The organism is Collinsella sp. AM41-2BH (assembly GCF_003468085.1).
Classification (GTDB): Bacteria; Actinomycetota; Coriobacteriia; order Coriobacteriales; family Coriobacteriaceae; genus Collinsella.
On the sequence record NZ_QSGH01000030.1, the window covers coordinates 1 to 15929 of the forward strand.

Consider the following 15929-nt stretch of genomic DNA (forward strand, 5'->3'; position numbering starts at 1 on the left):
AAATGGATTCTAAAAAACACCTTGCCAAATAGGAGCGTCAGCACGAGGCCCGCTTATCCGTAGCTCCGAAGGAGCAGGATAAGCGGGCCTCAAGTGCGAGGACGTTTTTAAGGGGATACCCTTGGGCGGCCCGAAGGGATTAACTAGCGATGTCTACAGGTACTCGATTTGAGCGCCCTCGGTGTCGCACGTCAGAATATGCGTCTCACACTTGGGGAACTGCTCGCGCAGCTTGACCTGCAGGAACTTTGCCACGATGGTGTCGTCGGTTACAGCCATGAGGGTCGAGCCCGAACCGCTGATCCAGATGGTCTTGGCGCCGCCGTTAAGGCAGGTGTCGCGCACGGCGTTGTAGTCGGGGATGAGACGGCGACGATAGGGTTCTTGGATGCGGTCGTCATTGGCGGCGGCAATCAGGTCAAGGTCGCCGGTCTCCAGACCGCGCGTCATGCCAGCAATGCGGCCCATCTGCCACACGGCGGTGGAGAGCGGAATCTTCTGCGGCACGACCTTGCGCGCCTCGCTCGTATGTACCTCGTAGGGCGGAATCACGGTAATAAAACGTAAGCGATCGCTCACCTCGTAGCGCAGGCATTGGGGGAGCGAATCGGTCGGCGTAAAGGAGCAGACGGCGCCGCCAAGGATGGCGGGAGCGACGTTATCGGGATGGCCCTCGACCTCGGTGGCGATGCGGACGAGCTCGGCGCGGTCGACGGTGTGACCCGTCAGCGCGGCGGCAGCCATGATGCCGGCGACGACGCAGGTGGAGCTGGACCCCAGGCCGCGAGCGACGGGCACATCGGTTTGAATATCGATGGCAACGGGAAAAGCCGGCTCGCCCCATGCGGCCAGTGCATCGACAAAGCTGACGTAGACCAGGTTGTTTTCGTTTTGGAACTCCTCGGGGCAACCCGTGATGGTGAGCTTGTCGGCGCGCTCGAAGGTAAAGTGCGAGTAAAGGCTGACGGCCATGCCGAGGGTGTCGTAGCCGATGCCCAAGTTGGCGCTTGTTGCTGGGACGGTGATCTTGATCATGTGAGTCCTCCTGGCGTGCCTGGCTGTTTAGTTCGCTGCTCGGGCAGTCCTGCGCAAGACGGAAAGCACATTAAGTGCTTTCCTTTGCGTGCGGAACTCGCGACGAACTAAACAGCCAGGCACGCTGTGCGCGTTCGTCATCATCCCGGGGGTTATCTGATAAAAGAAGGTGCGCCGGCTTTCGCCGGCGCTTAATAAGGGGTTTAGTTGGTGCTCATTCGTTTTGCTGCAGACTCGACGTAGCTGGCCATCTCATCGACGTCGCAGACGTCTTCGAAGCGGACGGGTTTGGATTCGAGTTCGGCGAGCTGGGTCGGGGCGACCGTGTTGGTTGCCTGCTCGAGCACGCGCATGGCCTCAAAGTCGTCCTCGGGAACGTTGAGCCCCAGGGCGTCGCAGCAGGCGCGCGGGAACTTGTAGGGGCTGGCGGTCGAAAGCAACACGCGGGCCTTGGCGCCCTCGGCGGGAGCGACCTGCTCAAAGACGTGATAGCCGCAAGCGGTGTGCGGGTCAATCACGTAGCCGTTCGCGTCCCAGCAGCTCTTGATGGCAGCGCGGACCTCGTCCTCGCTGGCCCAACCGCAGCCAAAGACGCTCTGGATCTTGGCCAGCAGCTCGGCGGGAACTTCGTAGCGACCAGTCTGTGCCAGCTGCTCCATAAGGCCGGCAACAAGCTCGCAGTCGCCATCGGACAGGAAGTACAGCATGCGCTCCAGGTTGGAGCTAATAAGGATGTCCATCGACGGCGAGATGGTCGTGAAGAACGGGCGGTTACGGTCGTAAACGCCGGTGGTCAGGAAGTCGGCCAGCACGTTGTTCTTGTCGCTCGCCACGACGAGCTTGGCGACGGGCAGACCCATGCGCTTGGCGTAGTAGCCGGCCAAGATATCGCCAAAGTTGCCGGTGGGCACGCAGAACTCTACGGCGTCGCCAGTCTCGATGGCGCCGGCGCGCAGCAGTTGCGCATAGGCGGCAAAGTAGTAGACGACCTGCGGTACCAGACGGCCGACATTGATGGAGTTGGCGCTCGAAAGCACCGTGCCAGCGGCCTCCAGGCGCTCGGCAAGCTCCTTATCGGCAAAGATGCGCTTGACGGCGCTCTGGGCGTCGTCAAAGTTGCCGCGGATGCCGCAGACAGCGACGTTGTCGCCCTCCTGAGTGGACATCTGCAGGTTCTGGACGCGGCTGACCTTGCCCTCGGGATAAAAGACAGTGATGCCCGTGCCCGGAGCGTCGGCAAAGCCGGCGAGTGCTGCCTTGCCGGTGTCGCCCGACGTGGCGGTGACGATCATGATGCGCTCGGCGCCGCCGTCCTTGGCAGAGGTGCGGGCCATCAGACGGGGGAGCATCTGCAGGGCGACGTCCTTAAAGGCGCTCGTGGGGCCGCCAAAGAGTTCCATCACATAGGTTTGCGGGGCGTCGGCGCCCGGTGCGGCGTCGAGTTTGACGAGCGGCGTAACCTCTTCGCTCACGAACGTGCCGCGGTATGCCTCGTCGACACACGCCGAAATTTCTTCGGCCGTGTAATCATTCAGTAACATTCCCAACACATCTTGAGCGATTTCAAAGTACGATTTATCTGCAAGCGAGCTGATATCGACCTGCTGGGTGCCGAGCTCGTCCGAGACAAACAAACCCCCGTCGGGAGCGATGCCGGTACGGATTGCCACCTTACTTGAGCACGATAAAGTGCGTCCTCGTGTACTATGATAAGTTCCCATATAACACTGCTCCTCGGATGCCTTGGTCCCAATCGGTGAAACCATGGTATCAGAGCGCGCAAAACAGGTTTGCAGAGGCTTTTAGAAAGGTAACCTCAAGCCCATGATTAAGATTGCCAAGTTTGGCGGCTCGTCGGTCGCCGACGCCGAACACTTTAAGAAGATCAAGGCCATTGTCGATGCCGACCCGGCCCGCCGTTTTGTGGTGGTTTCTGCCTGCGGTCGCCGCTTTAAGGGCGATACCAAGGTGACCGACCTGCTCTACTTGGTTAACGCACACGTTAAGTACCACGTGTCGTGCGAGGAGCTGCTCGAGGACATTGGCCAGCGCTACTTTGATATCGCTGACGAGTTGGAGCTCACCTATCCCATCCGCGAAGAGTTTGCGGCCTTTGCCGAGCGTGCTCGCTCCGGTGGCTACTCCACTGAGGAGCTTGTGAGCCGCGGCGAGTACTTCACCGCTCGCCTGATGGCCGAGTACCTGGGCCTGCCGTTCCTGGATGCCGCGACGGTTGTGGCGTTCCATCACGACGGTACGCTCAGCATGAACCGCACTTCCGAGCTGGTGCAGGAGTACGGCCAGCAGGGTGGCTTTGTCATGCCCGGTTTCTACGGCGCGACGCGTGAGGGCCAGATCAAACTGCTCGATCGTGGCGGTGGCGATATCTCGGGCTCGATTCTGGCCAAGTGCCTGGGCGCCGATCTGTACGAGAACTGGACCGACGTTTCGGGCTTCTATTCTGCCGATCCGCGTATTGTGCCCGAGGCGCAGCCCATCGCCCGCGTTACCTACGAGGAGCTGCGTGAGCTTTCGTACATGGGCGCAAGCGTCCTGCACGAGGAGGCCGTGTTCCCTGTGCGTGAGGCGGGTATTCCGCTGGTCATCAAGAACACCAATGCGCCGCAGGACCCCGGTACCATCATTAGCGAGACGGCTGACGAGGGCGAGGCAGAACCCATCATTACCGGTGTGACCGGCAAGCGCGGTTTTGTCGCTATCAACGTGGCCCGCGACCGCACCAAGCCCCGCGTTGGCTTTATGCGCCGTGCGCTTTCGGTCTTCGAGCGCTATGACGTTTCCGTCGAGCACATGCCCACCGGTGTCGACCGCTTTGGCGCCGTGGTGCAGGAGCAGGATGTGCACGACTCGCTGTACTCGCTCGTGGGCGACATTCAGCAGGAGGTCGAGCCGCTCGAGATCGAGGTTGTCGAGGGCTTGGCGCTCATCGCTACCGTCGGCCGCAACCTGCGCGGTCGTGCAGGTATCTCGGGCCATCTGTTTGGCATGCTCGGCCAGGCCGGCGTGAGCGTGCGTATGATTTCGCAGAGCTGCGACGAGATCAACATCATTATCGGTGTCGAGGAGAAGGACTTTGACCTGGCGATTCGGACCATTTACCGTGCCTTCTCCGACGAAAATGGCATTGTGAAGGTCTCCGACCTGGAGGCTTCCGCGCCGGTTGATCCCGCTCTGGCCGCGCTCAAAAAGTAGTGACTGCTCGGTAGGTTTTTGGGTCATGTCTCAAAAATCTACCGTGGGGCGTTTCGTTTCGGTTTCGTTTCGACGGGGCGGGTTTCATGCCTGCCCCGTTCTTGTATACACTGGCAACAATAATCGGCCTGCTTGGCGTGCGGGCGATAGCCACAACCTTTAAAGGGGGAAGCATGAAACAGTACACGGTTGCTATTTTGGGCGCGACGGGAGCCGTGGGCACCCAGATGCTCGAGTGCCTGAACGAGCAGGAGTTCCCGGTCGGCAAGCTCAAGCTGCTGGCGAGCGCACGCTCTGCGGGCAAGACCGTCGAGTTCCGCGGCGAACAGGCTGTGATTGAGGAGGCTTGCCCCGAGGCTTTTGAGGGCTGCGACATCGTGCTCGGCGCTGCCGGCGACGATATCGCCAAGGAGCTGCTGCCCGAGGCCGTCAAGCGCGGCGCCGTCGTGGTCGACAACAGCCATGCCTTCCGTATGGATCCCGAGGTACCGCTGGTCGTGCCCGAGATTAATGCCGACGACATCAAGTGGCATCACGGTCTTATCGCCAATCCCAACTGCGCGACCATTATCGGCCTGGTTCCCACGTGGCCGCTGCATCAGCTCGCTGGCGTGAAGCGCATGATCGTCTCGACGTACCAGGCGGCTTCGGGCGCTGGTGCCCCCGGCATGGCCGAGCTTGAGGCCCAGCTGGCCGCCCTGGGCCGTGGCGAAGAGATTCCCGAGCCGCGCGCGTTTGCCGCCCAGCTGGCGAGCAACCTGATTCCGCAGATTGGCGGCGTCAAGGAAGAGGGCTTTACCTCCGAGGAGATGAAGCTGCAAAACGAGGGCCGCAAGATCATGCACCTGCCCGAGCTGCGCGTGAACTGCACCTGCGTGCGCGTGCCCGTGCTGCGTTCGCACTCCGAGAGCATCACGCTCGAGTTCGAGCGTGACATTACGGTTGACGAGGCCCGTGTTGCGCTGGCTGCCGCTCCGGGCGTGAAGCTGGTTGACGACATGAGCGCCGAGGATGCGCACGACCGCTTCCCCATGCCGATGGACACCTCCGACCAGGACCTGATTTGGGTCGGTCGTGTGCGCCGCGACATCTCGAACCCGGAGGCCGCGCGTGGCATCACCTTCTGGTGCTGCGGTGACCAAATCCGTAAGGGCGCGGCAACCAACGCTGTCCAGATCGCTAAGCTGCTCTGCGAGTAGGTTGACCTGTCCGGCGGGGGCCGGGTTTAGTTTTCAGAACGTCCTCGACCATGTGTGGCGCCTTGTCCTGCTCCTTCGGAGCCGCGGACAAGGCGCCACACTGGTCTGCGGAGTGTTCTGAAAACTAAACCCGGCCCCCGCCTGCGGTGACGCTGCTGCGCGCGGCCTGCGATGGGGCCGTTGTTGGTTGGGGCCGCTGGGCTGATGTGGGGGCACGTGGTTGTTGCGGACCCTGGTCCCGGCAGCGGCCTCGGCGCTTCGCGCCTGCTGCCTGGGGCGACTTTGGGGTTGGGGTGAATCGGGGTCTAATACTTTCCCGAGAAGTGAACGACCTTATTTGGACCCCCGAAGCATTGCCATTTTTTGATTGCTATGTCCTGCGGTTTTGCTGTGCGAATCCTGCGGTTTTATGGTCTAAAGGTGTGGATGCTTCGGGACTTCGTTTTTACTCGTTCACTTCTCGGGAAAGTATTAGAGCTCGGCTGACAGGGGTACCGCTCTGGTGTCGATGCCCTGCGTCTTTTTCGCTTGATTAGGGAAAACAGTCTCGCTTAAGTAATTGCGAGCCCGCCCAGACGTATCTGCGGGGTTGTCTGCACAATTCGCGGTATTATGTTGCGGAGTTTTGAAAGGAGCCGCTGGTGGTCACGACGACGTTTGCTTCGCCTTTGGGCGAAATCCTGCTTGCCGCTGATGGCCGCGGTCTGACGGGGCTTTGGTTTGAGGGGCAGGAGCACTTTGGCTCCACGCTTCTCCGTGAAGACTCCGAACATGTTGAAGGCGTCGATGCGGTTTCCGGTACTGGTGGCATGTCGTCGGTGAGTCCGGCAAATGGTGCGGCCTCTTCGGTGCTTGAGCGTTCCTGGGCTTGGCTGAATGCTTATTTTGCAGGGCAGGAACCTCGGTTTACGCCGCCGTTGCATATGATCGGCACGGCGTTTCAGCGTGAGGTTTGGTTTGAGCTGCTTTCGATCCCGCGTGGCGAGGTCGCTACGTATGGCGAGATCGCCCAGCGTGTTGCCGCTCGACATCGTGTACCGGGAAATGAAGCGCCCGTTGTATCTCCTCGCGCGGTGGGGGCTGCGGTCGCTCGCAACCCTATTTCGATTATCGTGCCGTGCCATCGCGTGGTCGCGGCCGACGGATCGCTCAACGGATACGCCGGTGGACTGGATCGCAAGGAGTGGCTGCTGCGCCTCGAGGGTGCCTATCTATAAGCTGCAGGCGGCCGCAACGCCCATGCGGCAAGCGCGCTCGCTGTACGGGCGTTGTTTGCAGGGCGAGATGTGAAGCCGCCCGTTCCTTAAGTCCGACTAAGCTATAACCTTGCTTTTTTAAATATGCTCATCGACCTGCTAAGGCAGCACTAAGGCGAGTGCGGGTGCGCTATTATCGGCGCTCACGGAGCGCTTGGTGTTCTTGGCACGCATGGACGAGGGCTCGGCGGGCTTTACCATGGCGCCGATCGATCTTTCGGAGGCGGTGAACAAGGCGGCGGCGCCGTTTAAGTCGGTGGCGGTCTCAGGCGGTAAACGCCTGTCGACGTCGATTGCGACCGGCGTGCGGACCCATGCCGATGCCGCGGCGGTGGCGCAGGTGGTTGAGTTGCTACTGGACAACGCCACGCGCTATGCGAGCGAGGGCAGCGTGATTGAGCTGAGCCTGTGCGCCGTTTCGCACGGCAAAGGCAAGGGCGCCGCCGAGCTTGTCGTATCGAACGCCGTGGACGAGCTGCCCGAGGGCGACCTGGACCGATTGTTCGATCGCTTCTATCGTGCGGATGCGTCGCGCAGCTCCAAGACGGGTGGCTCGGGCGTGGGCCTGTCCGTGGTGCGTGCCATCGCCGAGGCCCATGGAGGCGCCGCCACCGTATCCGGTCACGGCAACCAGATCACCTTCACCGTTTGCCTTTAAAACCTGCCAAAAAGGAACAGGTTTATTTTGGCAGGTTTTATCTGGGGAAACGTCCGCAGGAGAGGGCATGGGCGGTGTGAACATATGCATCTCTACCTGCTAAAATATAGGCATCGTTATTCGGCTCCTGAGTGGAAAGGAGACGGTCATGCAGTACGAGATCGGCGGAGGGGCTTTCCCGGTTGTTACGTGCAACCTTAGCGATGGCGAATCCATGATCACCGAAAGCGGCGCCATGGCTTGGATGACCCCCAACATGGAAATGTCTACCTCGGGCGGTGGCATCGGCAAGATGTTCTCCAAGGCTTTTTCGGGTGAGGCATTGTTCCAAAACATTTGGACCGCGCGTGGCGATGGCATGATCGCGTTTGGCTCCTGCTTCCCCGGCCGCATCGTGCCAATCGAGATCGGTCCGGGCAAGAGCTGGATTTTGCAGAAGCGTTCGTTCCTTGCCGCGGAAAGTGGCGTCGAGTTGAGCATTCACTTTAACAAGAAGGCAAAGGCCGGCGTCTTTGGCGGCGAGGGCTTTATCATGCAGAAGCTCACGGGCTCGGGTGTTGCTTTTGCCGAGATCGACGGCGACCTGGTTGAGTACGAGCTCGCTGCTGGCCAGCAGATGATTGTGGATACCGGCAACGTGGCCGGCTTTGAGGAGACCGTGAGCATCGACGCTCAAATGGTCAAGGGCGTCAAAAACATCATGTTTGGTGGCGAGGGCGTGTTCAACACCGTGCTCACCGGTCCCGGTCGCATCTGGTTGCAGACGATGCCCATTTCCAATCTTGCGGCAGCAGTGGCCTCGATGACCAACAACAATAACTAGTCCGCATAGGATAGCGCGCGGCGGGCTTACCCTGTCGCGCGCTTTTTTGCTGGCAAACGCCTCGCTTATAGAGTGTGGCTGCGCTGCTACAGCGAGCGTCGTCATCTCGTCACCCTGATAGCTTGCGGCAAGCGTGGCAATGAGGAGTGAGAATTTGAGTGCTCAGTCCCAAGTCATAATGGCGGCCATGCCAACAAACAAAAACGAGTTGCCGGTGTCACGGAAAGGCGGGCGTCGGTCGATTCCACGTGAGACGGCTGTGCCGATCTGCACGGCCGCCCCTGCGCGTCCCGCGCTGCCCCCAAAGAGGTACGTTTCCCCTTATAAAACCTGCCAAAATAAACCTGTCCCTTTTTGGTCGGTGCGAAATGGGTAATACTAAAGAGTTATCCGACCAGATGGGAATTAATCGATGGCCTATATTGAATTCAAAGACGTCATCAAAGCATACGGCGAGGGCGATGCCCGCATTCATGCGCTCGACGGCGCGAGCTTTACCGTTGAGCGTGGCGAGCTTGCCATTATCCTGGGCGCTTCGGGCGCCGGTAAAACCACGGCGCTCAATATCTTGGGCGGCATGGACACGGCAACTTCCGGCACCGTGACGGTGGACGGACGCGACGTGAGCTCCGCCAACGAGACGCAGCTCGTGGAATACCGCCGCGCCGATGTCGGCTTTGTTTTCCAGTTCTACAATCTGGTCCCCAACCTGACGGCACTCGAAAACGTCGAGCTCGCGGCGCAAATCTGCCCCGATTCGCTCGATGCCGAGCAAACGCTTTGCCAGGTTGGCCTGGGCGAGCGCCTCGCCAACTTCCCCGCGCAGCTTTCGGGCGGCGAGCAGCAGCGCGTGTCCATCGCCCGTGCACTGGCAAAGAACCCCAAGCTGCTCCTGTGCGACGAGCCCACGGGCGCGCTCGACTATAAAACCGGCAAGCAGATTTTGCAGTTGCTGCAGGACACCTGCCGCAAACAGGGCATTACGGTCATTATCATCACCCACAACTCCGCGCTTGCGCCCATGGCCGATCGCCTGATTCGCTTTAAGAGCGGGCGCGTGGAGAGCGAGACGGTCCAGCAAAATCCCGTGCCTATCGAGACGATCGAGTGGTAGCGCCCATGGACCAAGACCGCCAAAACAGCCAATCCGGCGATGCTAAGCACACGGAGCGCGACCGGGAGTTTACGACCTACCGTACCGCTCAAAGCTCAAACGATATGGTGCCGACGGTTTTTCGCCGTGGCATCTATCGCACAATCCGAGGTAGTCTTAAGCGCTTCTTGTCAATCGTGGTCATCACCGCGCTTGGCGTGAGCGTGATGTGCGGCCTTAAGGCGGGTTGCGAGGACCTGTGCGATTCGGTTGACGCCTACTTCGACCAGCAAAATGTCTATGACATTAACGTACAGTCGACCTATGGCCTGACCGACGATGATCTCGCCGCCATCCAAGAGGTCGATGGTGTCGAGACGGCCGAGGGCATCTACACCGAGACCGCCTACACCGCCGTGGGTACAACGCGCGAGCGCGTGGTCGTGCAGAGTCTCTCCAAGGAGAACATCGATCAGCCGGTGCTCGTGAACGGCGATTTGCCCGAGAGCGCTGATGAAGTCGCGGTGACTTCGAAGTTCCTGAAGGCTTCGGGCAAGAAAATCGGCGATACGGTGAGCTTTGCCGCCAACGATGCGAGCTCGTCGAACCAAAGCGCCAAGGACCAGTTTGCCGATGGGGACTACACCATCACGGCCGAGGTTCTCGATCCTACCGACGTGAGCTCCGACTCGACAGTCAACGCCTTTCGCGCTGCTTCGACTGCGGACTACAAGTTCTACGTGAGCGAGGATGCCGCGACATCTTCTTCCTACTCCGCTGTCCACGTGGTCGTCGAGGGAGCCAAGAGCCTCAACTCCTATTCGGATGCCTACTCGGCAAAGATCAATGAGGTCAAGGGCAATATCGAGAAGATCCGCGAGGAGCGTGAGAAGGCGCGCGCCCAGGAGCTGACGGTCGACACACCGGCGAGCTTGGACGCAGCTGAGCGTCAGGCGAATATGGTCTTTGGGATCGAGCAGGACAACATCAATCGCATGGCCGAGGGCAGCGACGAGCGTGCGCAGGCGCAAGCCGACCTGGACCAGCGCCGTGCCGCCGCCGACCAGCAGTTTGCCGATGCCCGCGCCGAGCTCTCTGACCTGGGCGAATGCACCTGGTACATCCAGGACCGCGATAACATCGCAAGCTACTCGAGCGTGGAGAGCGATAGCTCGTCAATTGAGGCCATTGCCACGGTGTTCCCGTTCATCTTCTTTATCGTCGCCGTGCTCATCAGCCTCACCACCGCCACGCGCATGGTCGAGGAGGAGCGCACGCTCATTGGCCTGTACAAGGCGCTCGGCTATTCGCGCGGGCGTATCCTGTCCAAATATGTGGACTACTCGCTGTGGGCGTGTCTGATCGGTGGCGTGCTCGGCAATATCATCGGATTTGTGGGTCTGCCGCTGTTCTTGTTTACGGTGTTCGACGACATGTACTCGCTGCCCCAGATGTTGCTTTCGTACGACATCGTGTCATCACTCGTGTCGGTAGCGCTGTTTGCCGTGGGCGTGGTGGGCGCCACGATTATCGCCTGCCGCCACGAGATGGCCGAGACCCCAGCCTCGCTCATGCGCCCCAAGGCCCCGCGCGCCGGCTCGCGCATTCTGCTCGAGCGCATCGGCTTTATCTGGCACCGCATGGGCTTTTTGAACAAGGTCGCTGCACGCAACTTATTCCGCTACAAAAAGCGCGCCTTTATGACCATCTTTGGCATTGCGGGCTGCACGGCGCTTGTGATTTGCGGTATGGGCATCCGTGATACGTCGGTCGCGCTGTCGCCCAAGCAGTACGGGCACATCACACGCTACGATTTGCTGGCGGTCGCCAATCCCGATGATTTTTCGCAGACGTGCGCGGCGTTGGATGAGCGCAGTGCAGCCAAGGATTCCGACGTGACCGTGACTTCGACGCTGCCGATTATGACCGACAACGTTACCTTTACATTCGGCGGAAAGAGCGAGACCGTTCAGCTCATCGTGATTCCCGACGACCGCACGGGTGACTTGGGCGATTACGTGCGCCTGGAGGATGAGTCCAAAGAACCGCTCGCCCTGCGTGACGGAGACGTGTATTTGAGCAAGAGCTCTCAGCTGGTGCTGGGGATCAAGCCGGGTGACACGGCTCACGTCCAGGATTCGTCGCTCAATGTTGCCAAGGTCAAAGTCAGCGACATCTCGCTCAACTATCTGGGCAACACGCTTTACATGACGCAGGGCACCTATGAGCGCGCGTTCGGTCGAAGTGCACGCCTTAACGGCGTCTTTGTGCTGCTTAAGGGTTCGTCGGCCGACCAGATTGCGTTTAGCAAGAATCTTAAGAGTGACGGTTGGCTTACGATTTCGAGTACGGCCGAGCATTGGGAAAACTATGAGGCGAACTTTACGATTATCAATTCGGTCGTGGTGCTTGTGACCTTTATGGCGGCGTGCCTATCGTTTGTGGTGGTGTTTACGCTGTCTAATACGAATATTTCGGAGCGCGAACGCGAGCTGGCGACCATCAAGGTGCTGGGCTTTCGCCGTGGCGAGGTGCACCATTATGTCAACAAGGAGACGTTGATTCTTACGGCGATTGGAGCCGCACTGGGCGTACCGCTGGGCGGCTTGCTGGCCGAGAGCTTTACCTACATTTTGCAGATGCCGTCGCTGTACTTTGACGTTGAGGTCGAGCCGCTGAGCTACGTGCTTGCCGTGGTGCTTTCCTTCGGCTTTACGATTATCGTCAACCTCGCTACCAACCGTACCCTCAACAAGATCGACATGGTCGGCGCCCTCAAGAGCGCCGAGTAACCTGCCAAAAAGGGACAGGTTTATTTTGGCAGGTTTTATCTGGGCAAACGCCGGACAACCATTGTCGCTGCCACAATGACAGGATAGGGAACAAGGGCATTTTCCGGGTAGCCGGGTTCGTTACCATTCGTCCCATTCATCAGCATTTTCCTCCAGATATTTTCTTAATTTCTCAAAAGAGCTTGTCCGCCTGTACTGTATCGTGCTTCTCGACGTGTTGAACAGCTCCGCAATCTCGGTGTCGTTCATTCCCTCGAAATAGTACAGGAGTACGGCTTTGCGCTTTTCTTCCGGCAAAGTACGGATTGCTTCAAGAAGCAGCTTCGGCGTGATTTTCTTCCCGGTTTTCTCAAAGACGGTTTCGGCGGTTTCCCGTTTGAAATATTCATCAAAGGTATGAAGCTGCCGCGCTTCGTCTAAGGGCAAATCGGAAAAGGTGACTTCCCTTGCCTTATGCCTGTGCAGCTCCCTGTGAGCGTCACACGCTTCATTGTGCAGCACCGTATTACAAAACTTCTGAAAAGCACATTGTTTGTAAAACTCCCTGCTATTAGGTTCCACATTCTCACCTCCTTTCTCGTTGGAAAGTTGGTGGTGCTTCCCCCTTTTCGCGGGGCAATACGGCGTTTTTGAAAAACGCCGAAGATTTTTTGAAATTTTTTCAAAAAATTTTTTGAGCAGCAAAATACGCCTGTCCGAAAAGCCCGGACAGGCGTATGGGTATTATAAGCAGTATTTAGATGATTAGACAGTTCATAGTCAAGGGTAGAGAGGTTCCCGGCGGTGGTCGGGCTTTTTTTGATATGTCAATGACCGTCGGATTTTGTCGATAGGGTATGTGCTTCATGGCGGCTACCTCCTTTTAGCCGCCGCTTTTAACAGTGATACCGCGTCATTTCATTAGAAGATAAAAAGAAACGGCGGCTTTGGTTTTTCAAAGCTGCTGCGGAAATCAAAGAACGACAAGCAACAGTTCTGATTTTGCTCCAATATGGTTATTGGGGGCACAAATTAAATCAAAAAAGAGCCGATAACAGCAGTATTTCAAACTGCATATTATCGGCTCTGCGTCTGTGCGTCTGGCTCTTTTAATTAAATTATTTTTGTTGTTTTTTGGCTTTATTATATGTATTAGCTAACTGTCCACAAGCTGCTTTAATCTTTCTACCATGAGAAACTCTCATGGTAACTTCAAGTCCTGTTTGCTCTAATTGATGTTTGAACGCAACCATTTCTTGTTTTTGTGGTGCTCTAATTTTTGAATTACTCGTCGGGTTGTATTGCAGCACGTTAATCATAACATTTTTGCCCTTAAACCATTTTGCAAGTTGCCTTATATCTGAGGAACGGTCATTTATACCTGGTAAAAGCAAATACGCAAATACCACTTTTCGATTATGCCTTTGTGAATAGGACAATGCTTGCTTAACAACATCTTCAATAGCGTACATGTGCATATGAGGAATGATGCAGTTTCTCGCAGCCTGTGTTGCTGCATGTAAAGATATTGTCAACTGAATTTTTAGATGTTCTTCGCGCAATTTTTTTAATTGATTAACTGGACCAACTGTTGATACGGTAATGCCGTCGGTTGGAAAGTTAAGTCCATTTCTATCTCGAAGAATATGGATTGCTGCAATCAAGTTGTCGTAATTGAATAAAGGTTCTCCCATTCCCATAAAAACGATACGATTTACTTTTTGACGTATCAATATGACCTGCTGCACAATTTCAGATGGTGTTAGATTACGAACGAAACCATTGCGTCCGGACTCACAAAAAATACAACCAACAGAACAACCAACTTGCGTACTTACGCAAACAGTCCCACCATCTCGCCGTTTAATAAAAACCGTTTCGATATACCTGTTGTCTTTCAATTCATAAACATACTTTTCAGTATCGCTACTTTTATAGACTTTTTTTGTTGATATTGATAGATTTTTTTTGTGAAATGGCTGTTTATACAATTCCGCATATAAGGCTCTTGCTTTATCCTCTCCAATTACTTCCGACATTTCTTTGTAAGTAAATCCGTATGGGTCATTCAATATTTCCGTAGGTGTACTTTTAGGTAAGTGTTTCATTTAATATCCTTCCTTTTGTTTTTCAGAGTTTTTGATTATGATTTCTAATTTTTCAACATCAATGATATGTGTTAATTTACATTTAGGGCAGAAAAGAGGAAAATTTCTTAATACCGTATTATAAAATACTTGAACCCTCGTCTTTCCGTTACAAATTGGACATTTTATCCAATATTTTTCAAGCATAATATTTCTCCTTTTGTGCAAAAAAATACAGGTCAATTCTCAACATGAGCATTGACCTGCATTTATACATATAACACTACAACAAAATTAAGGCATAGTTTTTATACTATGTCTATACATCGTTAGTTTTGTTGTATAGCATACGCAAAATAAGCATGACAAAAAAGCCCATATTGAAAATGGGAAAAATCTTTTTTGATTTCAATGCTTATCGAATACGCATGCTATGTAACATAAACATTTCCCCCTTTTAATAATACTATACAAAAAAAGCGGCTAATTGTCAACATATACATATGAATTATTTTGGCTAACTGATTGAACCTTGATTCTCATTTTCATTGCAACAGCCTCAGGACTCAGCGCAACGCGTTGCGCTGAGTCCTGAGGCGCGAATCCGGGTAGGCAACCCCAGAGGGGCCGGAATCCCCCGGCCCGCGATGGAGGGAGGCCGGCATGTCCAGACCCAAGCCGTCCGGGAGGTCGTACGGGAGGCTCACGAGGCACGAGAGGAACACGGTCGAGAGGATGCTCGACCGCAACCGCAGCGCCCGCGATATCGCCGCGGAGCTCGGCAGGTCGCCCTCGACCGTGACCAGGGAGGTTGCGGCGCACCGCCACGTCACCGCGCCGCGCTCGCGCTACGGCGAGCCCGCGCCCGCGGACCTCTCGGGGGCCTGCCCCAGGCTCTCCGCGTGGCCGAGGTGCTGCAACGGCTGCCCGCACAGGAGGGGCTACGGCTGCTCGAGGAGGCCCAGGGTGTTCTACAGCGCCAGGAGGGCGCAGGAGGCGGCCGACGCCGAGCTCTCGGCGAGCAGGTCCGGGATCGACGAGACCGAGGAGGGCGCCGCCGCCAAGCTCGCGGCCATCAGGGACGGGCTCGCGCGCGGGCTCTCCCCGCAGCAGATAGCGGCGACGACCCCCGGGCTCAGCGCCTCCACCGTCTACAGGTGGGTGGACGCCGGCTACGACGGCATGACGAACATGGAGCTCAGGCGCAAGGTCGGCTACAGGCCGAGGTCGCGCCGGGCCCCGAAGAGGGCGACGTCCCACTCGTCGCGCAGGTCGCACGCGTCGTTCCTCGCGCTCGGCGAGGACGCCTGCGCCGCGGCCTGGGAGATGGACACCGTCGAGGGCTCCAGGGGCGACTCCGCCAGGCTCCTCACGCTCCTGCACCGCCCGAGCCGCTTCCAGCTGGCCCTGCCGCTGCCGGACGGCACGTGCGCCTCGGTCCTGGCGGCGCTCTCCTCCCTGCGCGGGGTCCTCGGCGAGGACGGCGCGAGGCGCGCCTTCGGCGCCGTGCTCACCGACAACGGGAGCGAGTTCGCCGACGAGGGCGCCATCGCGGCGCTGCTCGGCGAGCGGGACGGCGAGACCAGGCTCTTCTACTGCGACCCCCGGCAGAGCCAGCAGAAGGGCGCGTGCGAGAAGAACCACGTGGAGACCAGGAAGCTGCTGCCCAAGGGCGCCGGGGCCAGGTTCGACCGGCTGACGGCGGCGGACTGCGCGCTGCTCATGTCGCAGGTGAACTCCGAGCCGAGGGGGGTGTTAGCGCTACTGTAAAAACAACCATTTTGACCAACGCTC

General features: G+C 57.4%; 13 protein-coding genes and 2 pseudogenes. 8 read left to right on the forward strand and 7 right to left on the reverse strand.

Features of this window, described 5'->3' with window-relative positions:
* Positions 1-153: 153 nt before the first annotated feature.
* Both thrB and thrC read right to left on the reverse strand, forming a co-directional pair.
* The gene (thrB, locus tag DW899_RS10015; protein WP_117800965.1) at positions 154-1035 is read right to left on the reverse strand and encodes a homoserine kinase; all 882 of its coding nucleotides are present in this window, start codon (positions 1033-1035) and stop codon (positions 154-156) included.
* Between the two features lie 203 nt (positions 1036-1238).
* Entirely contained in the window at positions 1239-2756 is a 1518-nt protein-coding gene (thrC, locus tag DW899_RS10020; RefSeq protein WP_117800968.1) for a threonine synthase, read from the reverse strand.
* A 103-nt stretch (positions 2757-2859) separates the two neighbouring features.
* Here thrC and DW899_RS10025 point away from each other — a divergent pair, with 103 nt between their 5' ends.
* From DW899_RS10025 to DW899_RS10045, 5 genes are all read left to right on the forward strand, one after another.
* Positions 2860-4248, forward strand: a complete 1389-nt coding sequence (locus tag DW899_RS10025) for an aspartate kinase (protein ID WP_117800971.1) — start codon at positions 2860-2862, stop codon at positions 4246-4248.
* Between the two features lie 173 nt (positions 4249-4421).
* Positions 4422-5447 carry an aspartate-semialdehyde dehydrogenase gene (locus tag DW899_RS10030; protein ID WP_117800974.1) on the forward strand — a complete coding sequence of 342 codons (1026 nt, stop codon included), beginning with the start codon at positions 4422-4424 and terminating at the stop codon, positions 5445-5447.
* A gap of 641 nt (positions 5448-6088) precedes the next feature.
* On the forward strand, positions 6089-6664 hold the full coding sequence (locus DW899_RS10035) for a methylated-DNA--[protein]-cysteine S-methyltransferase (RefSeq protein WP_233505710.1): 576 nt from the start codon (positions 6089-6091) through the stop codon (positions 6662-6664).
* Between the two features lie 196 nt (positions 6665-6860).
* Positions 6861-7361: a cell wall metabolism sensor histidine kinase WalK gene (locus tag DW899_RS10040; protein ID WP_117800977.1), complete on the forward strand. Its 501-nt coding sequence runs from the start codon at positions 6861-6863 to the stop codon at positions 7359-7361.
* 148 nt (positions 7362-7509) lie between these two features.
* Positions 7510-8184, forward strand: a complete 675-nt coding sequence (locus tag DW899_RS10045; RefSeq protein WP_117629922.1) for a TIGR00266 family protein — start codon at positions 7510-7512, stop codon at positions 8182-8184.
* A gap of 162 nt (positions 8185-8346) precedes the next feature.
* Here the strand turns inward: DW899_RS10045 and DW899_RS10930 are convergent.
* Positions 8347-8487: pseudogene (locus DW899_RS10930) on the reverse strand (hypothetical protein); the annotation flags it as partial.
* 109 nt (positions 8488-8596) lie between these two features.
* On the opposite strand from DW899_RS10930, the gene DW899_RS10055 reads away from it, so the two are divergent.
* Both DW899_RS10055 and DW899_RS10060 read left to right on the forward strand, forming a co-directional pair.
* Positions 8597-9298: an ABC transporter ATP-binding protein gene (locus DW899_RS10055; RefSeq protein ID WP_117637631.1), complete on the forward strand. Its 702-nt coding sequence runs from the start codon at positions 8597-8599 to the stop codon at positions 9296-9298.
* A gap of 5 nt (positions 9299-9303) precedes the next feature.
* Complete coding sequence (locus DW899_RS10060; protein WP_233539965.1) at positions 9304-12069, forward strand: FtsX-like permease family protein; 2766 nt, start codon at positions 9304-9306, stop codon at positions 12067-12069.
* Positions 12070-12131: 62 nt separating this feature from the next.
* Here the strand turns inward: DW899_RS10060 and DW899_RS10065 are convergent.
* The 4 genes and pseudogenes from DW899_RS10065 to DW899_RS10085 all read right to left on the reverse strand — a co-directional run.
* Positions 12132-12209 (reverse strand): annotated as a pseudogene (locus DW899_RS10065) (helix-turn-helix domain-containing protein); the annotation flags it as partial.
* Positions 12190-12630 (reverse strand): sigma-70 family RNA polymerase sigma factor, encoded by a 441-nt coding sequence (locus DW899_RS10070; RefSeq protein ID WP_089572339.1) that lies wholly within the window; start codon positions 12628-12630, stop codon positions 12190-12192. The pseudogene DW899_RS10065 and the gene DW899_RS10070, both read right to left, overlap by 20 nt.
* Before the next feature lie 536 nt (positions 12631-13166).
* A complete protein-coding gene (gene rlmN, locus DW899_RS10080) occupies positions 13167-14156 on the reverse strand; it encodes a 23S rRNA (adenine(2503)-C(2))-methyltransferase RlmN (RefSeq protein WP_089572338.1) in 990 nt (329 codons plus the stop codon).
* Positions 14157-14342 (reverse strand): cysteine-rich KTR domain-containing protein, encoded by a 186-nt coding sequence (locus DW899_RS10085; protein WP_004607970.1) that lies wholly within the window; start codon positions 14340-14342, stop codon positions 14157-14159.
* Positions 14343-14798: 456 nt separating this feature from the next.
* Between DW899_RS10085 and DW899_RS10090 the strand changes: the two genes are divergently transcribed.
* The gene (locus DW899_RS10090; RefSeq protein WP_233539966.1) at positions 14799-15905 is read left to right on the forward strand and encodes an IS30 family transposase; all 1107 of its coding nucleotides are present in this window, start codon (positions 14799-14801) and stop codon (positions 15903-15905) included.
* Positions 15906-15929: the final 24 nt, after the last annotated feature.